This is a genomic window from Calothrix sp. PCC 7507 (assembly GCF_000316575.1).
Taxonomy (GTDB): domain Bacteria; phylum Cyanobacteriota; class Cyanobacteriia; order Cyanobacteriales; family Nostocaceae; genus Fortiea.
The window spans coordinates 5986481-6007425 of record NC_019682.1; the positions used below are offsets into that span (position 1 = coordinate 5986481).

A 20945-nucleotide genomic window follows, 5' to 3' on the forward strand; every position below is an offset into this window, starting at 1 on the left:
TTCCTTTCACGATTTTTCTCCCTTATTCCATCAAAATGAAAATAAAAGTTTTAAGCTCACAGCCATCCGTGGTCATTAGTCAGTGGTCATTTGTGAGAATCCCAAGGACAAAGGACGAAAAGCGATCGCTTAATCAACACACAGCAGTCATCAAAAACTAATATACAGCGTATTAATATCCACAATATTTGCTGTTGCTGGGTTTGGTCATACTTTTATCAAAATTAGTTGCACAACAGCATGGGGAGTGGCTTGAGCAACTCAGGCCAGAACAGCAGCTAACAAAAATAAACTGTCTACGAAAATTGTACTCAAAACCGCTCCACTAAAGGCATACCAGTGACGCTGGTTTCTTCCCAGAGGCAAAATCCCGATTGTTAGCAACACTAAGGCCAGAATTACTGCCCAAGCTGCGCCCCAAGGGGTGTCTACTTTTATGAGAGCATTTTGGAGAACTCCTACTGCGGCATCTGGTTCTACTCGCATGATTTGCCGCCAATAGGGCATCAAGCCTACCAAGTAGAAATATACGTCAGTTAAAGCTGTACCCAGTAAAGATCCTAAATAAAACCAGTTACCTACCTTGCCCCAATTCCTGGCTAGACACCAAAAAGCAAAGGGTAGCCCTAGAGATTCTACTGGCAAATGCCATAAGGGTTCCCAACGTAACCAGCCCCAGTAAATCGCGCCTGCTAACCAACTCCAGCTAAAGCCAAAGAGCAAATCACCCCAAATATAAGTTTTCGGACGTGACATGAGATTAAAGCTGAAAAACACCCAAAACCCTGTCATCGCTAAACAGAGACTGGGTTGCGATCGCACTAGTGGTGCTTCAATAAATACTGGCACTGACACCAAAAATACTGCTGCTGCTAAAACTAACCAAGCTTGTGGGGAAGAGTTAGAGAAGGGAAGAGAGGGCGATGCGGTGAGTGTAGACTCTAACTCCCTGATAGTTCTCTGTTTAATGTCAATTGCATCCAAATTGCTGTAAGAGGACAACGTATTATTAATCAAAGTTTTTAATATTTGTTACTTAACTTTATTTTATTTAAGATATCACATGTATAAATCCCCCCCGTGGGCATTTTTATTTTACCTGGATTTTGCGTAGGTTAGATGTCACCCGGAAAAACTGACTACAGCAACGTAAAGTTGGATAGTTTGCAAAAATACATTATCTGTTAGAGGAGTTTGGTTAATGGCAACAATATCAACAGTGGGGGTGCTATTCCCGCAATTACTATTACAGGCAACCCCAGAAGCTGTAACCTCAGGTGGAGTTAACCTGATACAGCAACTGTTTCAGGCATTTATTCTGGGGATTGTGCAGGGAATTACAGAATTTCTGCCGATTAGTAGCACCGCCCATCTAGAGGTATTTAGCAAAGCGTTGCATTGGGAAACACTAGGATCAAAAGCCTTTCTCGCCACAATTCAATTTGGTAGTGTAGTGGCAGTTTTAATTTATTTTTGGCAAGATATTAAACTAATTCTCACGGGAGGCTGGCAGGCTATTAACCAAAAAGACTGGCAGCGAGAAGAATGGAAATTATTGGTAGGGATAGCAATAGGTACTATACCTGCGTTGGTGGGGGGATTCATCTTAAAAAAGGCGCTAAATGATGAGAATTCCTCAATTAACAGCATGACAACGATCGCTATCAGTTCCATTGTCATGGCAATTCTATTAGGTGCAGCCGAACAAGTTGGCAGTCGTAAGCGGGATTTTAACGCCGTCACCATTCTCGATGGATTGCTGATTGGACTTGGGCAAATGCTGGCTTTAGTACCGGGTGTATCCCGTTCTGGTTCAACTCTAACAACCGCTTTATTTTTAGGACTAGAGAGACAGACAGCCGCGAGATTTTCCTTTCTGTTAGGGATTCCCACCTTGACAATTGCTACGTTATATGAATTTTTTAAAGAAGCGCTAGGCAAAATTGACTTAGCAGTGGTACTGGTAGGAACCTTATCAGCCTTTGTATTTTCTTACATATCGATCGCCTGGTTGTTGCGATATCTTCAAACTAAAAGCGTTTGGGTATTCGTTTGGTATCGCTTGGCATTTGGGGCGACAATACTTAGTGCGATCGCTGCCGGAATGTTGAAAAATAGTTAATAGTCCAAAGTCAAGAGTCCAAAGTCAAGAGTCCAAAGTCAAGAGTCAAGAGTGAAAATATAGATCCGTGACCTTTGACCCTTGACCCTTAACACATGACTACAATCCGTCCTGCCTTAATTTCTAGAGTATTACCTGATTCCATAGCTGCTGAAATCGGCTTTGAGGCGGGGGATGCGATCGTTGCGATCAATGGTACACATCCCCGCGATTTAATTGATTATCAATTTTTATGCGCTGATGAAGTTTTAGAACTAGAAGTTTTAGATGCTACGGGTAAAATCCATCACCTGGAAATCGAAAAAGATTATGACGAAGATTTAGGGCTAGAGTTTGACAATGCCCTATTCGATGCTTTAATCCAGTGTAATAATCGCTGTCCGTTTTGCTTTATTGACCAACAACCTCCAGGTAAGCGCTCCAGCTTGTACTTAAAAGACGATGATTACCGTCTGAGCTTTTTATATGGCTCTTACCTGACCCTCACCAATCTACCAGAAAGAGAATGGCAACGCATTGAGCAAATGCGGCTATCTCCTTTATATGTATCCGTTCATGCTACGGAACCCGAAGTCAGAATTAGACTACTAAAAAATCCGCGTGCCGGACAAATATTACAACAAATCAAGTGGTTTCAGGAAAAACGCCTACAAATTCACGCCCAAGTAGTTGTCTGTCCAGGTGTAAATGATGGCATACATCTGGAACAAACGCTACGTGATTTAGCGTCATTTTATACTGGGGAAGTGCCAGCAGTGGCATCCGTGGCAGTAGTACCAGTAGGTTTAACCAGATTTCGCCCAGAACAAGACGAACTCATTCCCGTGACACCGAAAAAAGCCCAAGAAGTGATTTATCAAGTGCGATCGCTATCGCGAGAATTTCGCCAAAAGTCAGGTTCCAACGTTGTTTGGTTAGCTGATGAGTGGTTTTTGATTGCAGGGGAGGAATTACCTAGAGAATCCGAATATGAAGAATATCCCCAAATCGATAACGGGGTTGGTTCTATTCGTTTATTTCTCAAACAGTTTGCAGCCACCGCCGCTGAATTACTCCCAAGCAAAATTTATCCCAGGAAAAAATTAACTTGGGTAGTGGGGAACGCAGTTGAGAAGGCATTTCAACCAATCCTCAAGCAATTAAATGCCGTCGAAGGCTTAGAAATCAATATGCAGGCCTTATCTAGCGATTATTGGGGACAAAATATCAGTGTAACTGGCCTACTGACTGGGCATGATTTACTTTTAAACTTAAAAGGGCAGGATTTAGGCGATGGCATCTTATTGCCAAATGTCATGCTCAAACATGGTGAATTGATATTTTTAGATGATATGAGTATTGAAGACGTAGCCCGTCAACTGAAGACAAAAATCCTTCCAGTAGCGGGAATTACTGAATTAATCAATGCTTGTATTGCTTAAACGAAAACATGTCAAGAGTCAAGAGTCAAGTGTTACAACCATAAAATTTTGACTTTTGACCCTGGACTCTTGACTAACTAAATAATTAAGTGAGGAGTGACTGGTGGAGAATCAGGAAAAGGGAAGTGAAACTATTAAATTAAAAATTAAAAAAGCCGGATTCTTCATTTTTAATTTGCAATTTTTACTTTTAAATAGCTTTGCTGTTTTACCAGCAATGGCGGCAACTGAAGAACCGCTATTGAGTATAGTACAGAGCCAAGAAAATGTTAATCAATGGGTAGGGATTACCAACCGTTTACAGGCGGCTGGGGTGAAATATTGTGTGATTCCCCTAGGGAATGTGAAGAGTGCGGCAGATTGGGGCGATCGCCGGGTATTGTTTTTGCCAAATGTGGAGACAATTACACCAGCACAAGCGATCGCCCTCGAAGAATGGATGAGCAAAGGCGGGCGTTTAATTGCTAGCGGCCCTGTAGGTAGTCTTTCTGCATCAGGAGTCCGCCAGTTGTTACGCACCCTCTTGGGAAGCTATTGGGGATTCAGTTTCGAGCAAACGCAACAGTTACAATCCCCCAAAACCAAGACACAGGAATGGGCTAACCAAAACAGCCTTTTTGGCAAAGTACATGGTGGCGTTGTCGTTCCTGATGATGCTTCCAGTCAAGCTGCTGCGGTTTGGAATTCCCAAGACAGTCCCGCTGCAGTCGTGACTACTGAACGCTCCACTTTGTTGGGTTGGCGCTGGGGGGTAGACACAGCATCTGCACCAGATCTAGATAGTGCATGGTTAAAAGCTAGCCTCAATCATCATTTGAATGCGTCGTCAAATGGCAACAAGAAAATAGCCGGAGGTTCGGAAAGCTGTAGTACTACAGTGGCGGCTATTACGGTGAAGGGGGCAGAAAATAACTCTGCTTTACCGATATCCCCGCGTCCTCGCGTTGCTATTCCTGCTCCCACTCCGCCTAGAACTACTAGAATTGCCACAGCCCCCCAACCCAGACCCCTAGTGAGAGTCGCACCCCAGCGATCGCCTGAAGCAATTGACCAATTAGAACAAGCAGTGCGTCTAGATGTCGTACCCAACTCTGGCGCACCCATTGATAGCAGCCAAGCGATCGCCCTCCAGCAAGAACTAGAAAATCTCATTGGTCGGGTGGAAAGCGCCCATCTAGCTGCTTCAGTGTCTCCTTCTAATAGGGGTGCAGTCACCACCAGAACCCCCCGTGCTTTAAAGGTAGAGCGTTCTGAGTTGATTTCTAGCAGAACAGGTATACCAGTCATCAGCACAGAACAAGCGATCGCCCAGTCCAGGGAAATTGCCAAAAACTTACCCCAGTTGATTGCCCAAAAAAACTATGCTTTAGCCCGTCAGCAATGGCTCACAGCCAAAGCAAGTTTGTGGAAGCAGTTCCCCCTAGATCGCAGAATTGCCCAGCCAGAAATCCGCTCAGTATGGTTAGATCGGGGGACAATTGTCCGCGCTGGTAGCGAGGCTGGGTTAGCGGAGATTTTTGATCGCCTGGCCCAGGCGGGAATCAATACTGTCTTTTTTGAAACTGTCAACGCTAGTTATCCGATTTATCCAAGTCAAGTCGCGCCGCAACAAAACCCGTTAATTCAGGGATGGGACCCATTAGCCGTCGGGGTTAAATTAGCCCATGCACGCGGTATGGAATTACATGCTTGGGTTTGGGCTTTTGCGGCTGGTAATCAGCGTCACAATGAAATTATCAACGTCAACCCCGATTATCCAGGGCCAGTACTAGCCGCCCATCCCGATTGGGCAAACTATGATAACCGTGGCAACATAATTCCCGTCGGTCAGACCAAGCCATTTTTAGACCCAGCTAATCCTGAAGTCCGGCAATACCTCATCAAGCTGTATGAAGAAATAGTCACTCGCTATCAGGTAGATGGTCTACAGTTAGACTACATTCGCTATCCCTTCCAAGACCCAGCCGCAGGCAAAATTTACGGCTATGGCAAAGCCTCTAGAGAAAAATTTCAGCAATTGACTGGTGTAGATCCTCTGAATATTTCTCCCAACGACCGGGAAATGTGGCAAAAATGGACAGCCTTTCGTACCGAGCAAATTGATAGTTTTGTTGCTGAAGTTTCCCAGCATTTGCGGCAAAAGCAATCAAATTTGATTTTGTCGGTGGCTGTATTTCCCCTCCCAGAAATAGAACGAATTCAGAAAATCCAACAGCACTGGGAAGTTTGGGCGAGGCGAGGGGATATAGATTTAATTGTGCCGATGACTTATGCCTTAGATACTTCTCGTTTCCAACGACTGGCGCAACCTTGGATTGCGTCTACAAAATTGGGATCTACTTTATTAGTGCCGGGAATTCGTCTGCTTTCCTTGCCAACTGTGGGAGCATTTGATCAACTGCAGTTAGTGAGGGACTTACCAGTTAGTGGTTACGCACTCTTTGCCGCTGAAAATTTGAACAACGAGCTACACAAGCTCTTTAGTAGTACCCAAGGCAAGCTGCAACAAACAACGAGTGAACCTATTCCTCACCGTCAGCCTTTTCAAACTGCTGCTGTTCGTTATGCAGCCCTGCAAAGGGAATGGAAATTTGTTTTGCAAAACGACCAGATGCGAATGTCTGCTACCACAATTTCAGAATTTAACATCCAGACGGAAGTCTTACAAAATACTTTAAATCAGCTGGCGACTTCGCCTTCAGCTAGCCAGTTACTAACAGCGAGAGGCTCTTTGACTAGGTTCCAAACTCAATTTAGAGCATGGATGCGTGAAGAGGCTATAGAAAATCCTTATCAAGTCAAAGCGTGGGAAAATCGTCTTGTCACTATAGAAAGACTTTTACGTTACGGCGAACGGCGCGTGCTGTTGCGTCCCTAGGGAAGAGGCAGGGGGATGAGGGAGGTGGGGGAGATGAGGGAGATGAGGGAGATGAGCGAGAATTAATTAATGCCCCCTACCTCCTGGACACTGAGCGTAGCCAAAGTGTGCCCCTTGCTCCCCTGCCCCCTGCCCATTCTTTATTCCCCATACCCATTTTATGCAAGCTTTTCCTCCGCCTCTTTGGCTAACCTGCTTAAGGTCAATAATTGACTTTTCGCCGTTGACGGTCGAGCCGGAAACGCCAGTATTAGAAGCGATCGCGCTCATGGCAAAGTCGGGCAAAAGTGCTTTAGTTGGATCGGCTTCGCAAATAGTGGGCTGGTTGACAGAGCGAGATGTGGTCAAGCTTGTCGCTTCTGGGGTTGACTTGAAAACATCTCAGATGTGTGAAGTCATGCACGCCTACAGCATCTCCCTACAACTGTCTGAATTTGCAGATTTAAAAACAGTATTATCACTGATGCAACAGCATCAGTTGGATTTACTGCCAGTTGTCGATGAGCAAGGTCAACTTGTTGGTACAGTCACCGCTGAAAGTATTTGTCAGGCACTGCAAGCAGAGTTAAGAGAAACCAGTATAGATATTACCGAATTTCAGCAAGTACAAGCGGATTTAGAGGCGCGAGTAGCTAAACGCACACAATCTCTCAGAAAAATCAACCAGCAATTAGTGGATGAAATGAGCGATCGCCCGCAAGCGCCACAAGAGCTAGAACAAAGCGAAGCGCGCTGGCGATTTTTAGCCGAAACCATACCACAACAAGTATGGATAGCGCAAGCAGATGGTAGCATTGAGTATGTTAACCAGCGTTTCCTCGACTACTTTGGTTGTACCAAAGAACAAATACTTGACTGGAAATGGCAGCAATGGAAACATCCAGAAGATTTACCTCAATGTCTGGATGCGTGGCAAAAATCCTTAGCTACAGGGGAAACTTTTGAAATCGAATCCCGATGGCTCAGAGCCGCTGACAATACCTATCGCTGGCATTTAGTACGCGCTTTACCCTGGTATGATCAACAAGGAAAAATAGTCAACTGGTTTGGCACAAACACAGATATTCATGATCGCAAACTCATAGAGCAAGCTTTAGCAGAGCGCGTCCGGCTAGCTGACTTTCGTGCCGATGTCGATACAATTCTCACCCAGAGTCATAGCTTAAAAGACTTAATGCATGGCTGCACTGAGGCTGTAGTCCAACATCTTGATGCTGCCTTTGCTCGCATCTGGATGTTAAACAAACAGGAGAATGTACTAGAATTACAAGTCAGTTCGGGAATCTACACCCATATTGATGGGTATCATCAACGCATTCCGGTTGGTGAATACAAAATTGGTTTGATTGCTCAACAGGGTAAACCCCATTTAACCAACTCCGTACTCACCGATCCTCGAATTAGTCAAAAAGACTGGGCGCAACGAGAAGGGATGATTGCCTTTGCTGGCTATCCCCTGATTGTTGAAGGGGAAACACTAGGAGTAATGGCAATGTTTTCTCGCCAAGAACTCACGGAATCTACCTTAAAAGCCTTGGAAATTGCTGCCGATGAAATTGCTTTTGGCATTAAGCGTCAACTTATCGAAGCAGCGCTGAAACATAGTGAAGAAAGGTTCCGCAACTTAGTTGAAGCCAGCAGTGATTGGGTATGGGAAGTTAATGAAAATGCTGTTTACACTTATGCTAGCCCCAAAGTACGAGACATCTTGGGTTACACACCACAAGAAATTATTGGCAAAACCCTCTTTGAATTAATGCCACCGGAAGAGGGTGGACGTGTTGCTAACATTTTTGCACCAATAGCAGCTGCACAACAACCATTTAAATGTTTAGAAAACATTAACATTCATCAAGATGGCCATTTAGTTGTTCTTGAAACCAGTGGAGAGCCAATCTTTGATACTGAAGGTAAATTTCGTGGCTATCGTGGCATGGATCGCGATATCACTGAGCGTAAATTAGTAGAAGAGTCTTTGTTACGCTTTCGCAAAGCTATAGAAAGTACTAGTGATGCCGTTGTTATAGCTGACAGTCAAGGTCAGTGTATTTATGTAAATCCGGCATTTGTGGAAATATACGGTTATACCTTAGAGGAATTACAAGCTGCTGGGGGAGCAACAGTGATTTTTCAGCAGCCCCAACAGTGTGAGCAAATATTGGCTACTGTGATGAGTGGGCAGTCATGGCGCGGTGAAACGACGATGAGAGCGCGGAGTGGTGGCATTGTCCAAATTGACCTCCGTTCTGATGCAATTAAGGATGTTACTGGTAAAATTATCGGTAAAGTATGTATCCATACTGATATCACCCAGCGTCAGCAGGCAGAATCAGATTTATGGCTGCGTGATCGGGCGATCGCTGCCAGTAGCAACGGCATTGTGATTATTGATGTTAGGATGCAAGATGAACCAATTATCTATGTTAATCCAGCCTTTGAGCGCATGACTGGCTACTGTGCAGCAGAAGTCATCGGGCAAAGTCGTCGTTGGTTACAACATGCTGATATCAAGCAACCAGAACTACAACAACTCAGCACGGCCATGCAAACAGGACAAGATTGCACCGTAATTTTACGTAATAGCCGTAAAGATGGCAGCCTGTTTTGGAACCAGTTAAACATTTCTCCTGTTTGCGACGTTGATGGTGAACTCACCCACTACATCGGTATCCAAACCGATATTACTGAACGTAAACAATTAGAAAAAGACCTAAGAGTAGCACTAGAAACCGAAAAAGAACTCAAATCTCGTTTTATTTCCATGATTTCCCACGAATTCCGCACCCCATTAAGTACTATCCTTTCTTCCTCTGAGTTACTAGAACACTACCGCCACAAATGGACGGAGGAAAAACAACTCACTCACCTGCATCGCATTCAAAGCGCCGTCAAACGCATGACTGAAATGTTGAATGATGTTTTGTTTATGGGCAAGGCAGAAACGGGAATACTAGACTATAGACCAACATCTCTCGATTTAGTGGCTTACTGCCGTCATTTAGTGGAAGACCTGGAACTGAGTCTCAATAATCAGCACCAAATTTCTTTCACTAGTGAATTTGATTTCATGACATGCAACATGGATAATAAGTTACTTGAACATATTCTCTGTAACTTACTCTCGAATGCAATCAAGTATTCTCCGGCTAATAGCACCATCGAGTTTACTCTCGGTTGTCAGCATGGACAGGCAATATTTCAAATCCGAGACCAGGGAATTGGCATTCCCGAACAAGACCTACCGGATATTTTTGAATCATTTCATCGCGCCCAGAATGTCGGAAATATCTTAGGTACTGGATTAGGATTAGCAATTGTTAAAAACTGTGTTGATATCCACCAAGGTGAAATTTTCGTCACCAGTCAGCTTGGCATTGGGACAACATTTACTGTCACCCTACCATTAAAGTGAAATGGGGTATTGGGTATTGGGAGAAATAGCTAATGACAAATGAAAAATAACAAATGACAAACAGAGGTGAATTATGCCTAAAATTTTAGTTATTGAAGATGAAGAATTAGTCCGTGAAAATCTTCTAGATTTACTTGAAGCTGAGGATTTTGATACTATTGCGGCTGCAAATGGAAAAATAGGAGTAAACTTAGCCTTTTCTGAATTACCAGATTTAATTTTGTGTGACATGATGATGCCAGAAATTGATGGTTATGGGGTGTTATCAATATTACGTCAAGACCCAATAATGTCCACAATTCCTTTCATTTTCCTAACTGCTAAATCCGCTAAATCTGACTTTCGTCAAGGCATGGACATGGGTGCAGATGACTATCTCACTAAGCCATTTACTCGCGCGGAATTATTAAGTGCGATTATGAACCGCTTGGAAAAAAAAGCTACTTTAAAAAAATATTTATTATCAACTCAAACTGCACTTAAAACATTATCGCCAAAAATGCAGTTATTAGAAATGAATTTATCGCGCGTTATCCAAGAAGAAATTTTTCAAGAATTTGAGTTGTCTTATCAACCAATTATAGATACTTCTTCCGGTAAAATAATTGCAGCCGAAAGTTTATTAAGTTGGCAAAGTCCTGAAATAGGTCTAGTTTCTCCTGCTGAATTCATTCCTTTAGCTGAATCCACAGGTTTAATTATTTCTATAGATAACTGGGTGTTAAAAACTACTTGTGAGCAAATTAATAGATGGCGAAATTATGTAGAAATTTTTCCTTTAACTATTGCTGTTAATGTGTCTGGAACTCTTTTAAATAAACCAAATTTCATTCACCAAATAATTGAACTTTTAGAAACCTATAATTTAGCACCTCAAGATATAAAAATAGAACTTAATGAAAGTGCAATTATGCAAGATGTTAATAGTGCAATCAGTACCATGACTAAATTGCAATCTCTGGGTGTAAGCATCGCTGTTGATGAATTTGGTATGGGTTATCATTCTTTGATAAATCTCAAAGAATTACCCATTAATACTTTGAAAATTGGACAATATTTTGTCCACAACGTTGCGACAAATCAGGAAAAATCAGAATTTACTAAATCCTTGATTAATATGGCTCATAGTCTTAAATTACAGGTGGTAGCTGAGGGGGTTGACACAGAAGCAGATTTGTCTTTTTTACGGAAAAATAATTGTGATGCTGTGCAAGGTTCTCTATTAAGTTGTCCATTATCAGCAGCAGAGTTGGAAAACTTCTTTTAGAGGATATTTGAAAAGTCTTGGAAGGCATAAAAAGTCATTCTGAGTGGAGCTTTGGGGTACGTTCCTCAGCATGACAGAGAAGGAAACTTTTTAAACATGCTCTTAAACAACAAGTGCTGATCCACGCAAATAAAAATCAGGAGAATGGTAAAAAGATCACTTCAAGCAACAGATGAAGGTATTAGAAAAGCCAAACAGGCTTTTAAGCGCAAAGGTTGGACACAAGAATATTTAGCTACTGTAGTAGGTTTAGAAACTCGTCAGCCCATTTGGAAGTTTTTTACTGGTAAGCCTATTGACCGTCAAGCTTTCAATGAGATTTGCTTTATCTTAGAGCTAGACCCATCAGAAATCTCCCAAAAATCTGCTATTGATGAATTAAAACCTTTAGACAAGCCTACTTATAATACTCTGGATATTGATATCTTAGTCAAAAAGCTGCGGGCGGCTCATTATGATAAGATTCAAGCCCAGTGCGGTACTTTGCATCTTTTGGATATTGCTCAACCTATTGGATTAAATGACCTTTATGTTGATGTCAATATTCTGGAAGAAATGACTAGTAAAAGATGGGTAGAAACTACGGATTTGCGAAAGTTCGATACTAATGAATTTGATAGATTTGGATTAGGTAAAGTTCGTCAAAAACGGGTTTGGGGGATAGAGGCTTTTGTACAATATTCTAAACTGATGGTGCTGGGAAAACCAGGCTCTGGTAAAACTACATTTTTGCAATCAATTGCTATCAGTTGTAATCAGGGATTTTTCCAGCCAGATTGTCTACCAATTTTCATCAGTTTAAAAAACTTTGCTGAGGATACTAGAGGTCGGAAGCAAATTAGTTTATTAAGCTATATCTATGAATATTTTTGTAATTTTGGTGTGATTGAGGAAGAACTGATTAAAGTTTTTTCTCATGGAAAAGCTCTGATTTTACTAGACGGTTTAGACGAAGTTATTGGAGAGGATTGTGATGAAGTTATTAAAAGTATTCGGTATTTTCTAGATATTTTTTACAAAATTAGGATAATTATTACGTGCCGTATTGCTGCCCAAAATTATAAATTTCATGGATTTACTGAAGTAGAAATTGCAGATTTTACCAAAACTCAAATTGCTGCTTTTGCTAACAAATGGTTTTTGGCTGTCGCCAAGAACTCGCATATGGAAGCAAAAGCCTTGGCAAATAAGTTTATGCAAAAAATAGAACTGGCCGAAAATTTACAATTTTTAGAGTTAGCATCTACACCAATTTTACTTAATCTTACCTGTTTATTATTTCAGTTCCTAGAGGATTTTCCTGCTGCAAGATCTGAATTGTATAGAAAAGGATTAGAACTATTATTAGTACGCTGGGATGAAGCCAGGGGGATTAAACGAGACCAAGTTTATCGTGATTTATCATTGCTACATAAAATCAAGTTACTTAGTTATGTGGCAGCAATTACCTTTACCCAGGGAGATTACTTACTACCAGAAACTAAAATGCGGCAACACATTGCTGACTATCTACGCTACCTTCCTGAAGTAACAACTGATGTGGATGCTTTAGAACTAGAGAGTGGTGCTGTATTGAAAGCAATTGAGGTTCAACATGGATTGCTTATAGAAAGAGCTAGGGGAATTTACTCTTTTTCTCATTTAACTTTTCAAGAGTATTTTACTGCTCGAGAAATTGTTGCTAATGCTAATATTAAAACACTGCAAGAACTGATAACTCATTTAGATGAAAAACGCTGGCGAGAAGTCTTTTTATTAAGTGCAGAAATTTTGCAGCCTGCCGATGATTTGTTACAGCTAATAAAGCAACAAATTGATGCTTTAGTAACCACAAATGCCAACTTGCAGAATTTTCTTAACTGGGTATGGCAAAAATCTTGTTTGGTCGGTAAGTCTTATCATCCGTCCAGTGTGCGTGCTTTTTATTTTACTATTTCCCTGCCTCCAGAACATCCTTTAGCTAACGACCAGAAATTGGCTATATCTTTGGATCATCAGATTGCTGTTAATCTTGGCGTTGATTTGGCTTTAGATTTAGCGCTAACTCATGCTCTGACTGTGAGTTTGGGGATGACGGCTGATATTTTTTTCCAACGGGTTTCTGCGCTCATTTTAGCTCTCGATCTTGATCATCTACTCCATGAGCAATCATCTTTACAAAAATCGCTGCAAGACCTGAAAGACGAGCTACCATTCACAAATCAAAGTAGAGAAGGATTAAAAATATGGTGGCAAACTCATGGAGAAACTTGGACTGAAAAACTACGAACCCTGATGATTAGCGATCGCCAAATTGGCCACATTTGGTATTTTACTCCAGAAGAGTGGTCATGCTTGCAGCAGTATTGGGATGCCAACCAATTATTGCTAGATTGCCTCAAGGGTGCTAGTAATGTCACGCCAAATTTGCGGCAAGCAATAGAAAATAGCTTATTTTTGGTTAATAGTTCTGTCAAAATCGGACTTGAGACGGGCGACAATTATTAAGTTTTAAGTCTAAGGTAGAAAAATTGTGTATAAATATTGCTCCCATGAAAGTCTCTGGGCATTTTTTGCTGCTATTTTTGTTATTCACCACAGCAGCCTGTAGTCAGACTCGCGCCTCCCTGGATAATCTCACGCCGCAGGTGGCACAGAAGCCAACACAGCCGAAAAATATCATTCGTACCGAAACACTTTCACCTACACCCATCCGGATTAATTTGAGCAATTTACCAGCACCCTTCGCTACAGAAAGTGCTTCTAAGTCGCCAGATGTTGTGGCGATTCCTGCTAACCCAGTGCTGCGCGTTCCAGCAGGATTTACAGTCAATGTTTTTGCTGAGGGTTTAGATGCACCACGGTGGTTAGCTTTGACTCCTAGTGGTGATGTGTTGGTGACGGAAACTAGACAAAATCGCATTCGTCTGTTGCGTGACACTAACGGGGATGGGGTAGCTGATGTGCGTCAGACTTTTGCGACTGCGACTAACGGCCTGAATATTCCTTTTGGTATGGCTTTTTCTGGTGATTCCTTCTTTCTGGGTAACACCGATGCAGTTTTACGGTTTCCCTACACTAAAGGCCAACCGCAACTGACTGGTACGGGGAAGAAAATCGCTAATCTTCCTGGCGGTGGTTATAACCAACACTGGACGCGGAACGTGGTGGTATCACCCGATGGTAATAAATTATACGTTTCGGTTGGTTCTCAATCCAATGTCAGTGAAGAACCGCCACCACGGGCTTCAGTACAGCAAATGAATTTAGATGGTTCCCAGCAGCAGACTTTCGCCTCTGGATTGCGTAACCCAGTAGGTTTGGATTTTCACCCCGTGACTAAAAAACTCTACGCCACCGTCAACGAAAGAGATGGGATTGGTGATGATTTGGTACCAGACTACCTTACAGGAGTTCAACAGGGGGAATTTTACGGTTGGCCTTATGCTTACCTATCACCAAACAACCTTGACCCACGTCAGAAAACAAATGACAAAAGTAAACGCCCCGATTTAGCCGCCCGGACTCGTACCCCAGAGGTCTTATTCCAGGCGCATTCAGCCGCTTTGGGTTTGCAGTTTTATGACGGTAAAGCATTTCCCGAAAAATACCGTAATGGTGCTTTTGTGGCTTTTCGTGGTTCTTGGAACCGCGATCGCGGTACTGGTTATAAAGTTGTATTTATTCCTTTCGATACTCAAGGGCGATCGCCTGGTTACTATGAAGATTTTCTCACGGGATTTTTGCTGAATCCTGCTGTACCTACTACGTGGGGAAGGCCTGTGGGGTTGTTGACTTTACCTGATGGTAGTTTACTGGTGACAGAAGAAGCCAATAATCGGATTTATCGAATTCAGTATACAGGGGGGAAATAAATGGAGAGAGTATTGGCGATCGCCTTGGAAGAGTGGGGACTTCCGCAACACGTTAAAATTGCATCAATAACCAATCAGCTAGATACAGTCGAAGATTGGCGATCGCTAAGAATTGATCCAGATAATTGGGAGTAATTCCCAATTCCCAATTCCCAATACTTCGACTCCTTTCGACTTCGCTCAAGGCAAGTCGCTCAGTACAAGTTCCCAATTCCCCACCATGTATCAAACTAACCCACCCCGTCCGCCACAAGAAAACATGCCGACGATGTATGATTTACCCAGTGAATTAGTAGGAGAATCAGGATTGCCAGATGAATTTCACCGCATACAAGCTGAGTTGCTCAGTGAAACTTGCCAGCCGCCTAATCACTTACCTGAAGAAATTTTACTTGCCAGTGACTTAAACCTTTATTATGACCCCCGCCATCCCTTGTGGTACAAACGCCCTGATTGGTATATGGTTTTGGGAGTTCCTAGCAACAACGAGCAGCAAGACTTGCGCTTAAGTTATGTTGTCTGGCAAGAAGGAATTGATCCATTTTTAGTAGTTGAATTACTTTCACCAGGAACAGAACAAGAAGACTTAGGGAAAACACTACGAGAGATTAATCAACCTCCGACAAAGTGGCAAGTCTATGAGCAGATTTTGCGAATTCCTTACTATGTGGTCTATGACCGCTATGAAAATAATTTACGTGCTTTTAAGGTCATGGGCATCCATTATGAGGCCATATTACTAACTGAAAACCGCTTTTGGTTGGAGGATCTGGAACTGGGATTAGGTCTGTGGCAAGGTACTTATCAGCAGACTACAGGTTTATGGTTACGTTGGTATAATTCCACAGGCTGGATACCGACCTTAGCCGAAAAAGCGGAACAAGAACGCCAACGGGCTGATAAATTAGCAGAGTACGTGCGATCGCTAGGAGTTGATCCAGATAGTCTAAGCTAAATAAACACACGCTCTACAGTTGAGAGCCGCTGTTAGAGAGGCAAATAAGCTCGATTTGTAGTAAATATACTCTTAGCCTATAGTTAATTCTATAGTGCAAAAGTAGGGTGTATTAGCGGAGCGTAAAGCACCACTCCCATTTCACTCAGAATTGCAGGTTATTAAATTTGCATTCCTTCGCCTATAGTTAATTCTCTAGTGCGATCGTCAAAATAATGAGGGGGTAATTTTTTAGTAATTTGGTAATGCAAAAGGAACTTTTATAGCGATTAAGCTTCCTAAAAGGTAATTGGGTATGTAGGTTGGGTTGGTAATTACAGTATAAAAAATATGTATTTAATTGTAATATCCCTAATTTTAGCATTACCTGATTGTTGCCAATCATTATATTTTGAAAATCAGCGTACAACTGGAAAAACTACATGTTAATTTGGAAAACCAGTTCTCTAAATATAAACATAGCTAGTGTTCGATATCGATGCTTATTACCGCTACACTATCTTGAATTACATGGATATCAATCTTGCATTTACGCTGATAATAACGAAATCCAGTGCCAAGGTAAATCAGATATTGTTATTTTTGTCAAAAGCTTTTCACCTCATGATTTATGTTTAGCCAAACAGTTGCATCAAGCAAGTGTACCAGTAATTTTAGACATCTGTGATAATATATTTATCGAAGATTATATCTTTCAAGATATCAATGTTACTCCGCAACAAATTTTCAAGGAAATGTCTAAGTTAGCATCAGCAATAGTGACAACAGGAGAACCATTAAAAAATGTCATAGAAGCAGAAGTGGGGACATCTACTCCAGTATTTATAATTCCCGATGGTAATGAAACACTCGAAGATGTCAAGCGATCATTTGATTTTATTAAATGGGAACGTTGGGTAAAACTAGGTATTTATAACCCAAAATTATTTTTACAAATTATCATAAATAATGTGAAATATAGAATTGCTAGCTATGCAAAAAAAACGTACAATTATCTACGAAAAAGATTTTCCAGCAATTATTTTAAAATTTATTTTTGGAGGAAAAAAATAGCAAAACTTAATGGACAGTTTAGAAGGATGGTTAAAAAAATACTGCGAATAGAAACGAGTAATCAAGAACTTAATTATCCCGAAAATAATCTACTATTAAATAATCTTTCCCCAGTTCCAAGTTATTGTGAAATTCTCCAGGAAAGCAACCAATTGATTAGTAAATCTGAGCAGCAATCAGAGGCTAGTCTGGCACTAACAAAAAATGTAGCATTAACGGAGGAAATTCCGAAAATAATTTGGTTCGGTAATCATGGAGCTAACTATGGCAATTTTGGAATGTTAAACATATTAGACATAGCTGATCATCTAATAAAAATTAGCCAGGAAATAAAGTTCAAATTGCTTGTTGTTAGTAATAATTACGAAAAATATTGCCAGCATATACTCCCATTACCTTTTCCCACGGAGTATGTAAAATGGGACCCATTGAACATTTATAAATACATATCTCAAAGTAATCTAACAATAATTCCCAACTCCAAGACTCCCTTTAGCATTTGTAAGTCTGCTAACCGTGCAGTGCTTTCTTTATCATTGGGAGTGCCTGTAATCGCTACAAAAACACCAGCACTCGACATCTTTAATGAATGTATAATATGTGATGAATGGGAGAGGGGATTAAAAGCATACCTCACCGACCAGCAGCTGGTTAATACCCATGTGGAAACAGCCAAATCTATTATTAAAAGTAATTATAGTGGCGAAGCGATCGCCAATCAATGGGCAAATGTCTTAAATCAAGTTAGTGGTAACGTGGTGTGATTAACTTTATACGCTTTTGGAAACGTCAGCCAACAGTACTAATATTTATCCACCTAATCCAAGATTTGGATTTAGTTTTACCTTTATTAGTGGGTTTACAAGATAGACATGACCTCATACCTCAAGTCTGCGTAATCGATAAAATACTAGAAGAATCACCAAGAGTTAAAAGCGCCTTACAAACATTAGGAATTAAATACTCCAAAGTTTCTCGCTTGGGAGTATTAACAGGAATAGAACCAAATCTCTTGGGTATTCGAGCATTAGTAACTGCCTCAGAAAGTACTGCTGGACCTCATAAAGCAGCCTATACTTTAACTATAAGAGCCAATAAATCAAATATATATACATACACTTTACAACATGGGTTTGAAAATATTGGTTTAAATTACTCAGACGAAGTTTATAGTCTAGAATCAGTACGCTTTGCATCTCAAAAAATCCTGATTTGGGCTAATACTCATTTATTACCGATACACCTATCATCAGACACTCATTTACGTTGTGTGCCCGTCGGATGTCCCAAAGAAGTCAGTCCCCTTACCACTGAAATTGAAATACCAGGACGACGCAAATATCTAGTTGCTGTATTTGAGAACTTGCACTGGAATCGTTATCACGAAGACTACAGACAGCATTTTTTAAACGATTTAGAACAAACTGCTGTCCAGTTTCCAAATACCACTTTTTTAGTCAAACCACATCATGCAGGAAAGTGGCTAACTAGCAGATATCGCGGCTCTTTACCTTGTGCAGATAACTTAGTAATTGCCGATCCAGAAAATCCTTTATGGGAACCTTTTACTGCGCCAGCAATAATTAAAAATGCAGATGGCGTTATCACTACTCCATCAACAGTAGCAGTTGATGCTGCTCGCGCTGGATGCCCAGTCAGCGTCGTAGGTTATGGACTTGACCTGACAAACTATACTCCCCTTCCCATCATTAATAGTCTAGAAGATTGGACTAGCTTTATTCAAAAATTACAACACTCTGAAGGGAAGATAATAGCCAAAAACAAAACGAATGAATTTATTGATAAAAACCTCATTGCCGGAGATGCCATCAAACGAATATTAGACTTGATATCAGCAGATATATCATCTAGCAAAAATGTCAAAAACTAACTTAATGGGAAATAAAATGTTTTCCCAAAAAACTATTAATAATAGGATGTAAACTCCATGAATGAACAAGTTAGAGTCTATGTCGGTACTGATACGAGTCAACTTTTGGCAGTTAAGGTTCTTGAACATTCAATTAAACGATGCACAAAACTTGATGTGACAGTTTATCCAATGCTTGATCTGCCTATTAAAAAACCGCAAAATCCAAATAACTGGCAGAGAACTGGATTTTCTTTTAGTCGTTTTTGCATACCAGAATTAGCGGGATATACAGGAAAAGCTTTATACTTAGATGCTGACATGCTAGTTTTTCAAGATATTGCCTCTCTCTGGAATATTCCTTTTGATGGAGCCAAGGTAGTCATTCAAGAAGATATTCCCAACGAATACCAAAAAACCAATAAGAAATTAGGTGCCCCCTCACAGAGAATAAAACAGTGTTCAGTGATGCTCCTAGATTGTACACGCCTTAACTGGAAAATTGAAACCATTATTGATGAGTTAGATCAGGACAAATATAATTATGAGCAACTCATGTATGAATTGTGTATTCTAAATGAAAGCAGCGACATCAAATATAGTATTCCCTTTAAGTGGAATAGTTTAGAACATTACGATCAACATACTTGTTTAATTCACTATACAGACATGGCTACTCAACCTTGGGCGTCTTGTCAAAATAAATATGCCTATCTTTGGTTCAATGAATTGAGACTAATGCTGCAAGATGGTTCTCTAAAATTAGAAGAAATCATCCAAGAAATAAATTTAGGACACTTTCGACCCTCATTGATCAGAGAGTTAAAATATGGTCAATTTATTCCTCCTTTTCTTGAGTCTTACTTCCGTAAAACTAACGAATTACTAGATAAGAAAAGTGGATTTAAACCTCATCAAGAAGTTTATAAGTTTAAAAAAATTAGGCAGCAAGCTATCAGAGAATATAAAACTTCAAATTCAGTAAGCTAAATTTGTAGAAAACTAGATTTTAAAATTCATGAATAAAAATTTTCCCTATAAACGTTTTTTGATTACAGGCGGTGCTGGATTTATTGGCAGCAAACTAGCACTGCAACTAGCAAAAGATTTAGATACTCAAATCTGGATTATTGATAACCTCAATTCTCAAGTTCACGGTAAAAATGCTCAACATCCTCTATTCCCGACAAATATTAACTTTGTCTGTGGAGATATTCTTCATAGAGAAACTGTTGAGACAATTATCAGCGAAGCTCAACCTGATGTTATTGTTCACATGGCAGCAGAAACAGGAACTGGGCAATCAATGTATGAGATTACTCGCTATTGTGAAGCGAATGTATTAGGGACTTCCATTTTACTCGAATCTATTAAACAAAAAGCTAACAATCTTGCACGTCTAATTTTGCCATCATCACGAGCAATTTATGGTGAAGGCCCTTATCGAGATTTTCAAAGTGGCATAGTATTAGTTCCATCAGCAAGGAATGTCAATGCTATGCAGGCTGGGCAATTTATTCCCACTTCACCATTGGGGAATAAGTTAGAAGCATTACCAGCATCCGAAGAAACACCAGCCGCGCCAGCTTCGATTTATGCTTCTACTAAATTGATGCAAGAATATTTAGTCACCCAGTCTGGTGCAGATGCGTCTTGGCAAGCTACAATATTACGCTTCCAAAATGTTTATGGTCCTGGTCAATCCCTGACTAATCCTTACACTGGGGTACTATCTATATTTTCTACTCAGATTCTTGCTAATCAAACTCTGAATATTTATGAAGATGGCAACATCGTGCGTGATTTTGTGTTTATTGATGATGTAGTACGAGCTATAGAGTTATCTTGTCAAATACCCTTATCTCATGGAACCAAAATCAATATAGGTAGCGGTAAACCTACGACTATTTTAGAAGCCGCAAAACTGCTGCTCAATATTTATGGTAAACCTGAAAATGCTTATACAATTACAGGTGATTTTCGTGTAGGTGATATTCGTCATGCGGTAGCCGATATTAGTCAGGCGAAGAAACTACTAGATTGGGAACCAAGAGTGAGTTTAAGGCAAGGGTTAGAGGAGCTAAGTCGTTGGTGTATTCAATTTAGATAATTC

At 40.8% G+C, this 20945-nt stretch carries 14 protein-coding genes; 13 read left to right on the forward strand and 1 reads right to left on the reverse strand.

Annotation, left to right across the window (positions count from 1 at the left end; translation table 11 throughout):
* Window positions 1-261: 261 nt before the first annotated feature.
* Entirely contained in the window at window positions 262-1017 is a 756-nt protein-coding gene (locus tag CAL7507_RS25655; RefSeq protein WP_015131402.1) for a DUF3120 domain-containing protein, read from the reverse strand.
* Window positions 1018-1201: 184 nt separating this feature from the next.
* Between CAL7507_RS25655 and CAL7507_RS25660 the strand changes: the two genes are divergently transcribed.
* The 13 genes from CAL7507_RS25660 (at window position 1202) to CAL7507_RS25715 (ending at window position 20942) form a co-directional block, all read left to right on the forward strand.
* The gene (locus CAL7507_RS25660) at window positions 1202-2122 is read left to right on the forward strand and encodes an undecaprenyl-diphosphate phosphatase (protein WP_015131403.1); all 921 of its coding nucleotides are present in this window, start codon (window positions 1202-1204) and stop codon (window positions 2120-2122) included.
* A 95-nt stretch (window positions 2123-2217) separates the two neighbouring features.
* Window positions 2218-3543 (forward strand): TIGR03279 family radical SAM protein, encoded by a 1326-nt coding sequence (locus CAL7507_RS25665; protein ID WP_015131404.1) that lies wholly within the window; start codon window positions 2218-2220, stop codon window positions 3541-3543.
* A gap of 103 nt (window positions 3544-3646) precedes the next feature.
* Window positions 3647-6421: a glycoside hydrolase family 10 protein gene (locus tag CAL7507_RS25670; RefSeq protein ID WP_015131405.1), complete on the forward strand. Its 2775-nt coding sequence runs from the start codon at window positions 3647-3649 to the stop codon at window positions 6419-6421.
* A gap of 160 nt (window positions 6422-6581) precedes the next feature.
* Window positions 6582-9833 carry a PAS domain S-box protein gene (locus tag CAL7507_RS25675; protein ID WP_015131406.1) on the forward strand — a complete coding sequence of 1084 codons (3252 nt, stop codon included), beginning with the start codon at window positions 6582-6584 and terminating at the stop codon, window positions 9831-9833.
* A gap of 73 nt (window positions 9834-9906) precedes the next feature.
* Window positions 9907-11100 carry an EAL domain-containing response regulator gene (locus tag CAL7507_RS25680; protein WP_015131407.1) on the forward strand — a complete coding sequence of 398 codons (1194 nt, stop codon included), beginning with the start codon at window positions 9907-9909 and terminating at the stop codon, window positions 11098-11100.
* 144 nt (window positions 11101-11244) lie between these two features.
* The gene (locus CAL7507_RS25685) at window positions 11245-13587 is read left to right on the forward strand and encodes an NACHT domain-containing NTPase (protein ID WP_015131408.1); all 2343 of its coding nucleotides are present in this window, start codon (window positions 11245-11247) and stop codon (window positions 13585-13587) included.
* Between the two features lie 44 nt (window positions 13588-13631).
* The gene (locus CAL7507_RS25690) at window positions 13632-14954 is read left to right on the forward strand and encodes a sorbosone dehydrogenase family protein (protein WP_015131409.1); all 1323 of its coding nucleotides are present in this window, start codon (window positions 13632-13634) and stop codon (window positions 14952-14954) included.
* Window positions 14955-15089, forward strand: coding sequence for a hypothetical protein (locus tag CAL7507_RS33520; RefSeq protein ID WP_015131410.1), 135 nt, complete (start codon window positions 14955-14957; stop codon window positions 15087-15089).
* Window positions 15090-15174: 85 nt separating this feature from the next.
* Window positions 15175-15909 carry a Uma2 family endonuclease gene (locus CAL7507_RS25695; protein ID WP_015131411.1) on the forward strand — a complete coding sequence of 245 codons (735 nt, stop codon included), beginning with the start codon at window positions 15175-15177 and terminating at the stop codon, window positions 15907-15909.
* 422 nt (window positions 15910-16331) lie between these two features.
* On the forward strand, window positions 16332-17726 hold the full coding sequence (locus CAL7507_RS25700; protein ID WP_015131412.1) for a glycosyltransferase: 1395 nt from the start codon (window positions 16332-16334) through the stop codon (window positions 17724-17726).
* A complete protein-coding gene (locus CAL7507_RS25705; protein ID WP_015131413.1) occupies window positions 17723-18853 on the forward strand; it encodes a hypothetical protein in 1131 nt (376 codons plus the stop codon). Before CAL7507_RS25700 ends, CAL7507_RS25705 begins: the two co-directional genes overlap by 4 nt.
* Window positions 18854-18910: 57 nt before the next feature.
* A complete protein-coding gene (locus CAL7507_RS25710) occupies window positions 18911-19822 on the forward strand; it encodes a glycosyltransferase (RefSeq protein ID WP_015131414.1) in 912 nt (303 codons plus the stop codon).
* 28 nt (window positions 19823-19850) lie between these two features.
* Window positions 19851-20942 carry an NAD(P)-dependent oxidoreductase gene (locus CAL7507_RS25715; RefSeq protein ID WP_015131415.1) on the forward strand — a complete coding sequence of 364 codons (1092 nt, stop codon included), beginning with the start codon at window positions 19851-19853 and terminating at the stop codon, window positions 20940-20942.
* Window positions 20943-20945: the final 3 nt, after the last annotated feature.

Bases quoted from the DNA above. Each gene is read 5' to 3' on its own strand.
- CAL7507_RS25660 (WP_015131403.1), top strand. From the start codon at position 1,202: ATGGCAACAATATCAACAGTGGGGGTGCTATTCCCGCAATTACTATTA.
- CAL7507_RS25665 (WP_015131404.1), top strand. From the start codon at position 2,218: ATGACTACAATCCGTCCTGCCTTAATTTCTAGAGTATTACCTGATTCC.
- CAL7507_RS25675 (WP_015131406.1), top strand. From the start codon at position 6,582: ATGCAAGCTTTTCCTCCGCCTCTTTGGCTAACCTGCTTAAGGTCAATA.
- CAL7507_RS25680 (WP_015131407.1), top strand. From the start codon at position 9,907: ATGCCTAAAATTTTAGTTATTGAAGATGAAGAATTAGTCCGTGAAAAT.
- CAL7507_RS25685 (WP_015131408.1), top strand. From the start codon at position 11,245: ATGGTAAAAAGATCACTTCAAGCAACAGATGAAGGTATTAGAAAAGCC.
- CAL7507_RS25690 (WP_015131409.1), top strand. From the start codon at position 13,632: ATGAAAGTCTCTGGGCATTTTTTGCTGCTATTTTTGTTATTCACCACA.
- CAL7507_RS33520 (WP_015131410.1), top strand. From the start codon at position 14,955: ATGGAGAGAGTATTGGCGATCGCCTTGGAAGAGTGGGGACTTCCGCAA.
- CAL7507_RS25695 (WP_015131411.1), top strand. From the start codon at position 15,175: ATGTATCAAACTAACCCACCCCGTCCGCCACAAGAAAACATGCCGACG.
- CAL7507_RS25700 (WP_015131412.1), top strand. From the start codon at position 16,332: ATGTTAATTTGGAAAACCAGTTCTCTAAATATAAACATAGCTAGTGTT.
- CAL7507_RS25710 (WP_015131414.1), top strand. From the start codon at position 18,911: ATGAATGAACAAGTTAGAGTCTATGTCGGTACTGATACGAGTCAACTT.
- CAL7507_RS25715 (WP_015131415.1), top strand. From the start codon at position 19,851: ATGAATAAAAATTTTCCCTATAAACGTTTTTTGATTACAGGCGGTGCT.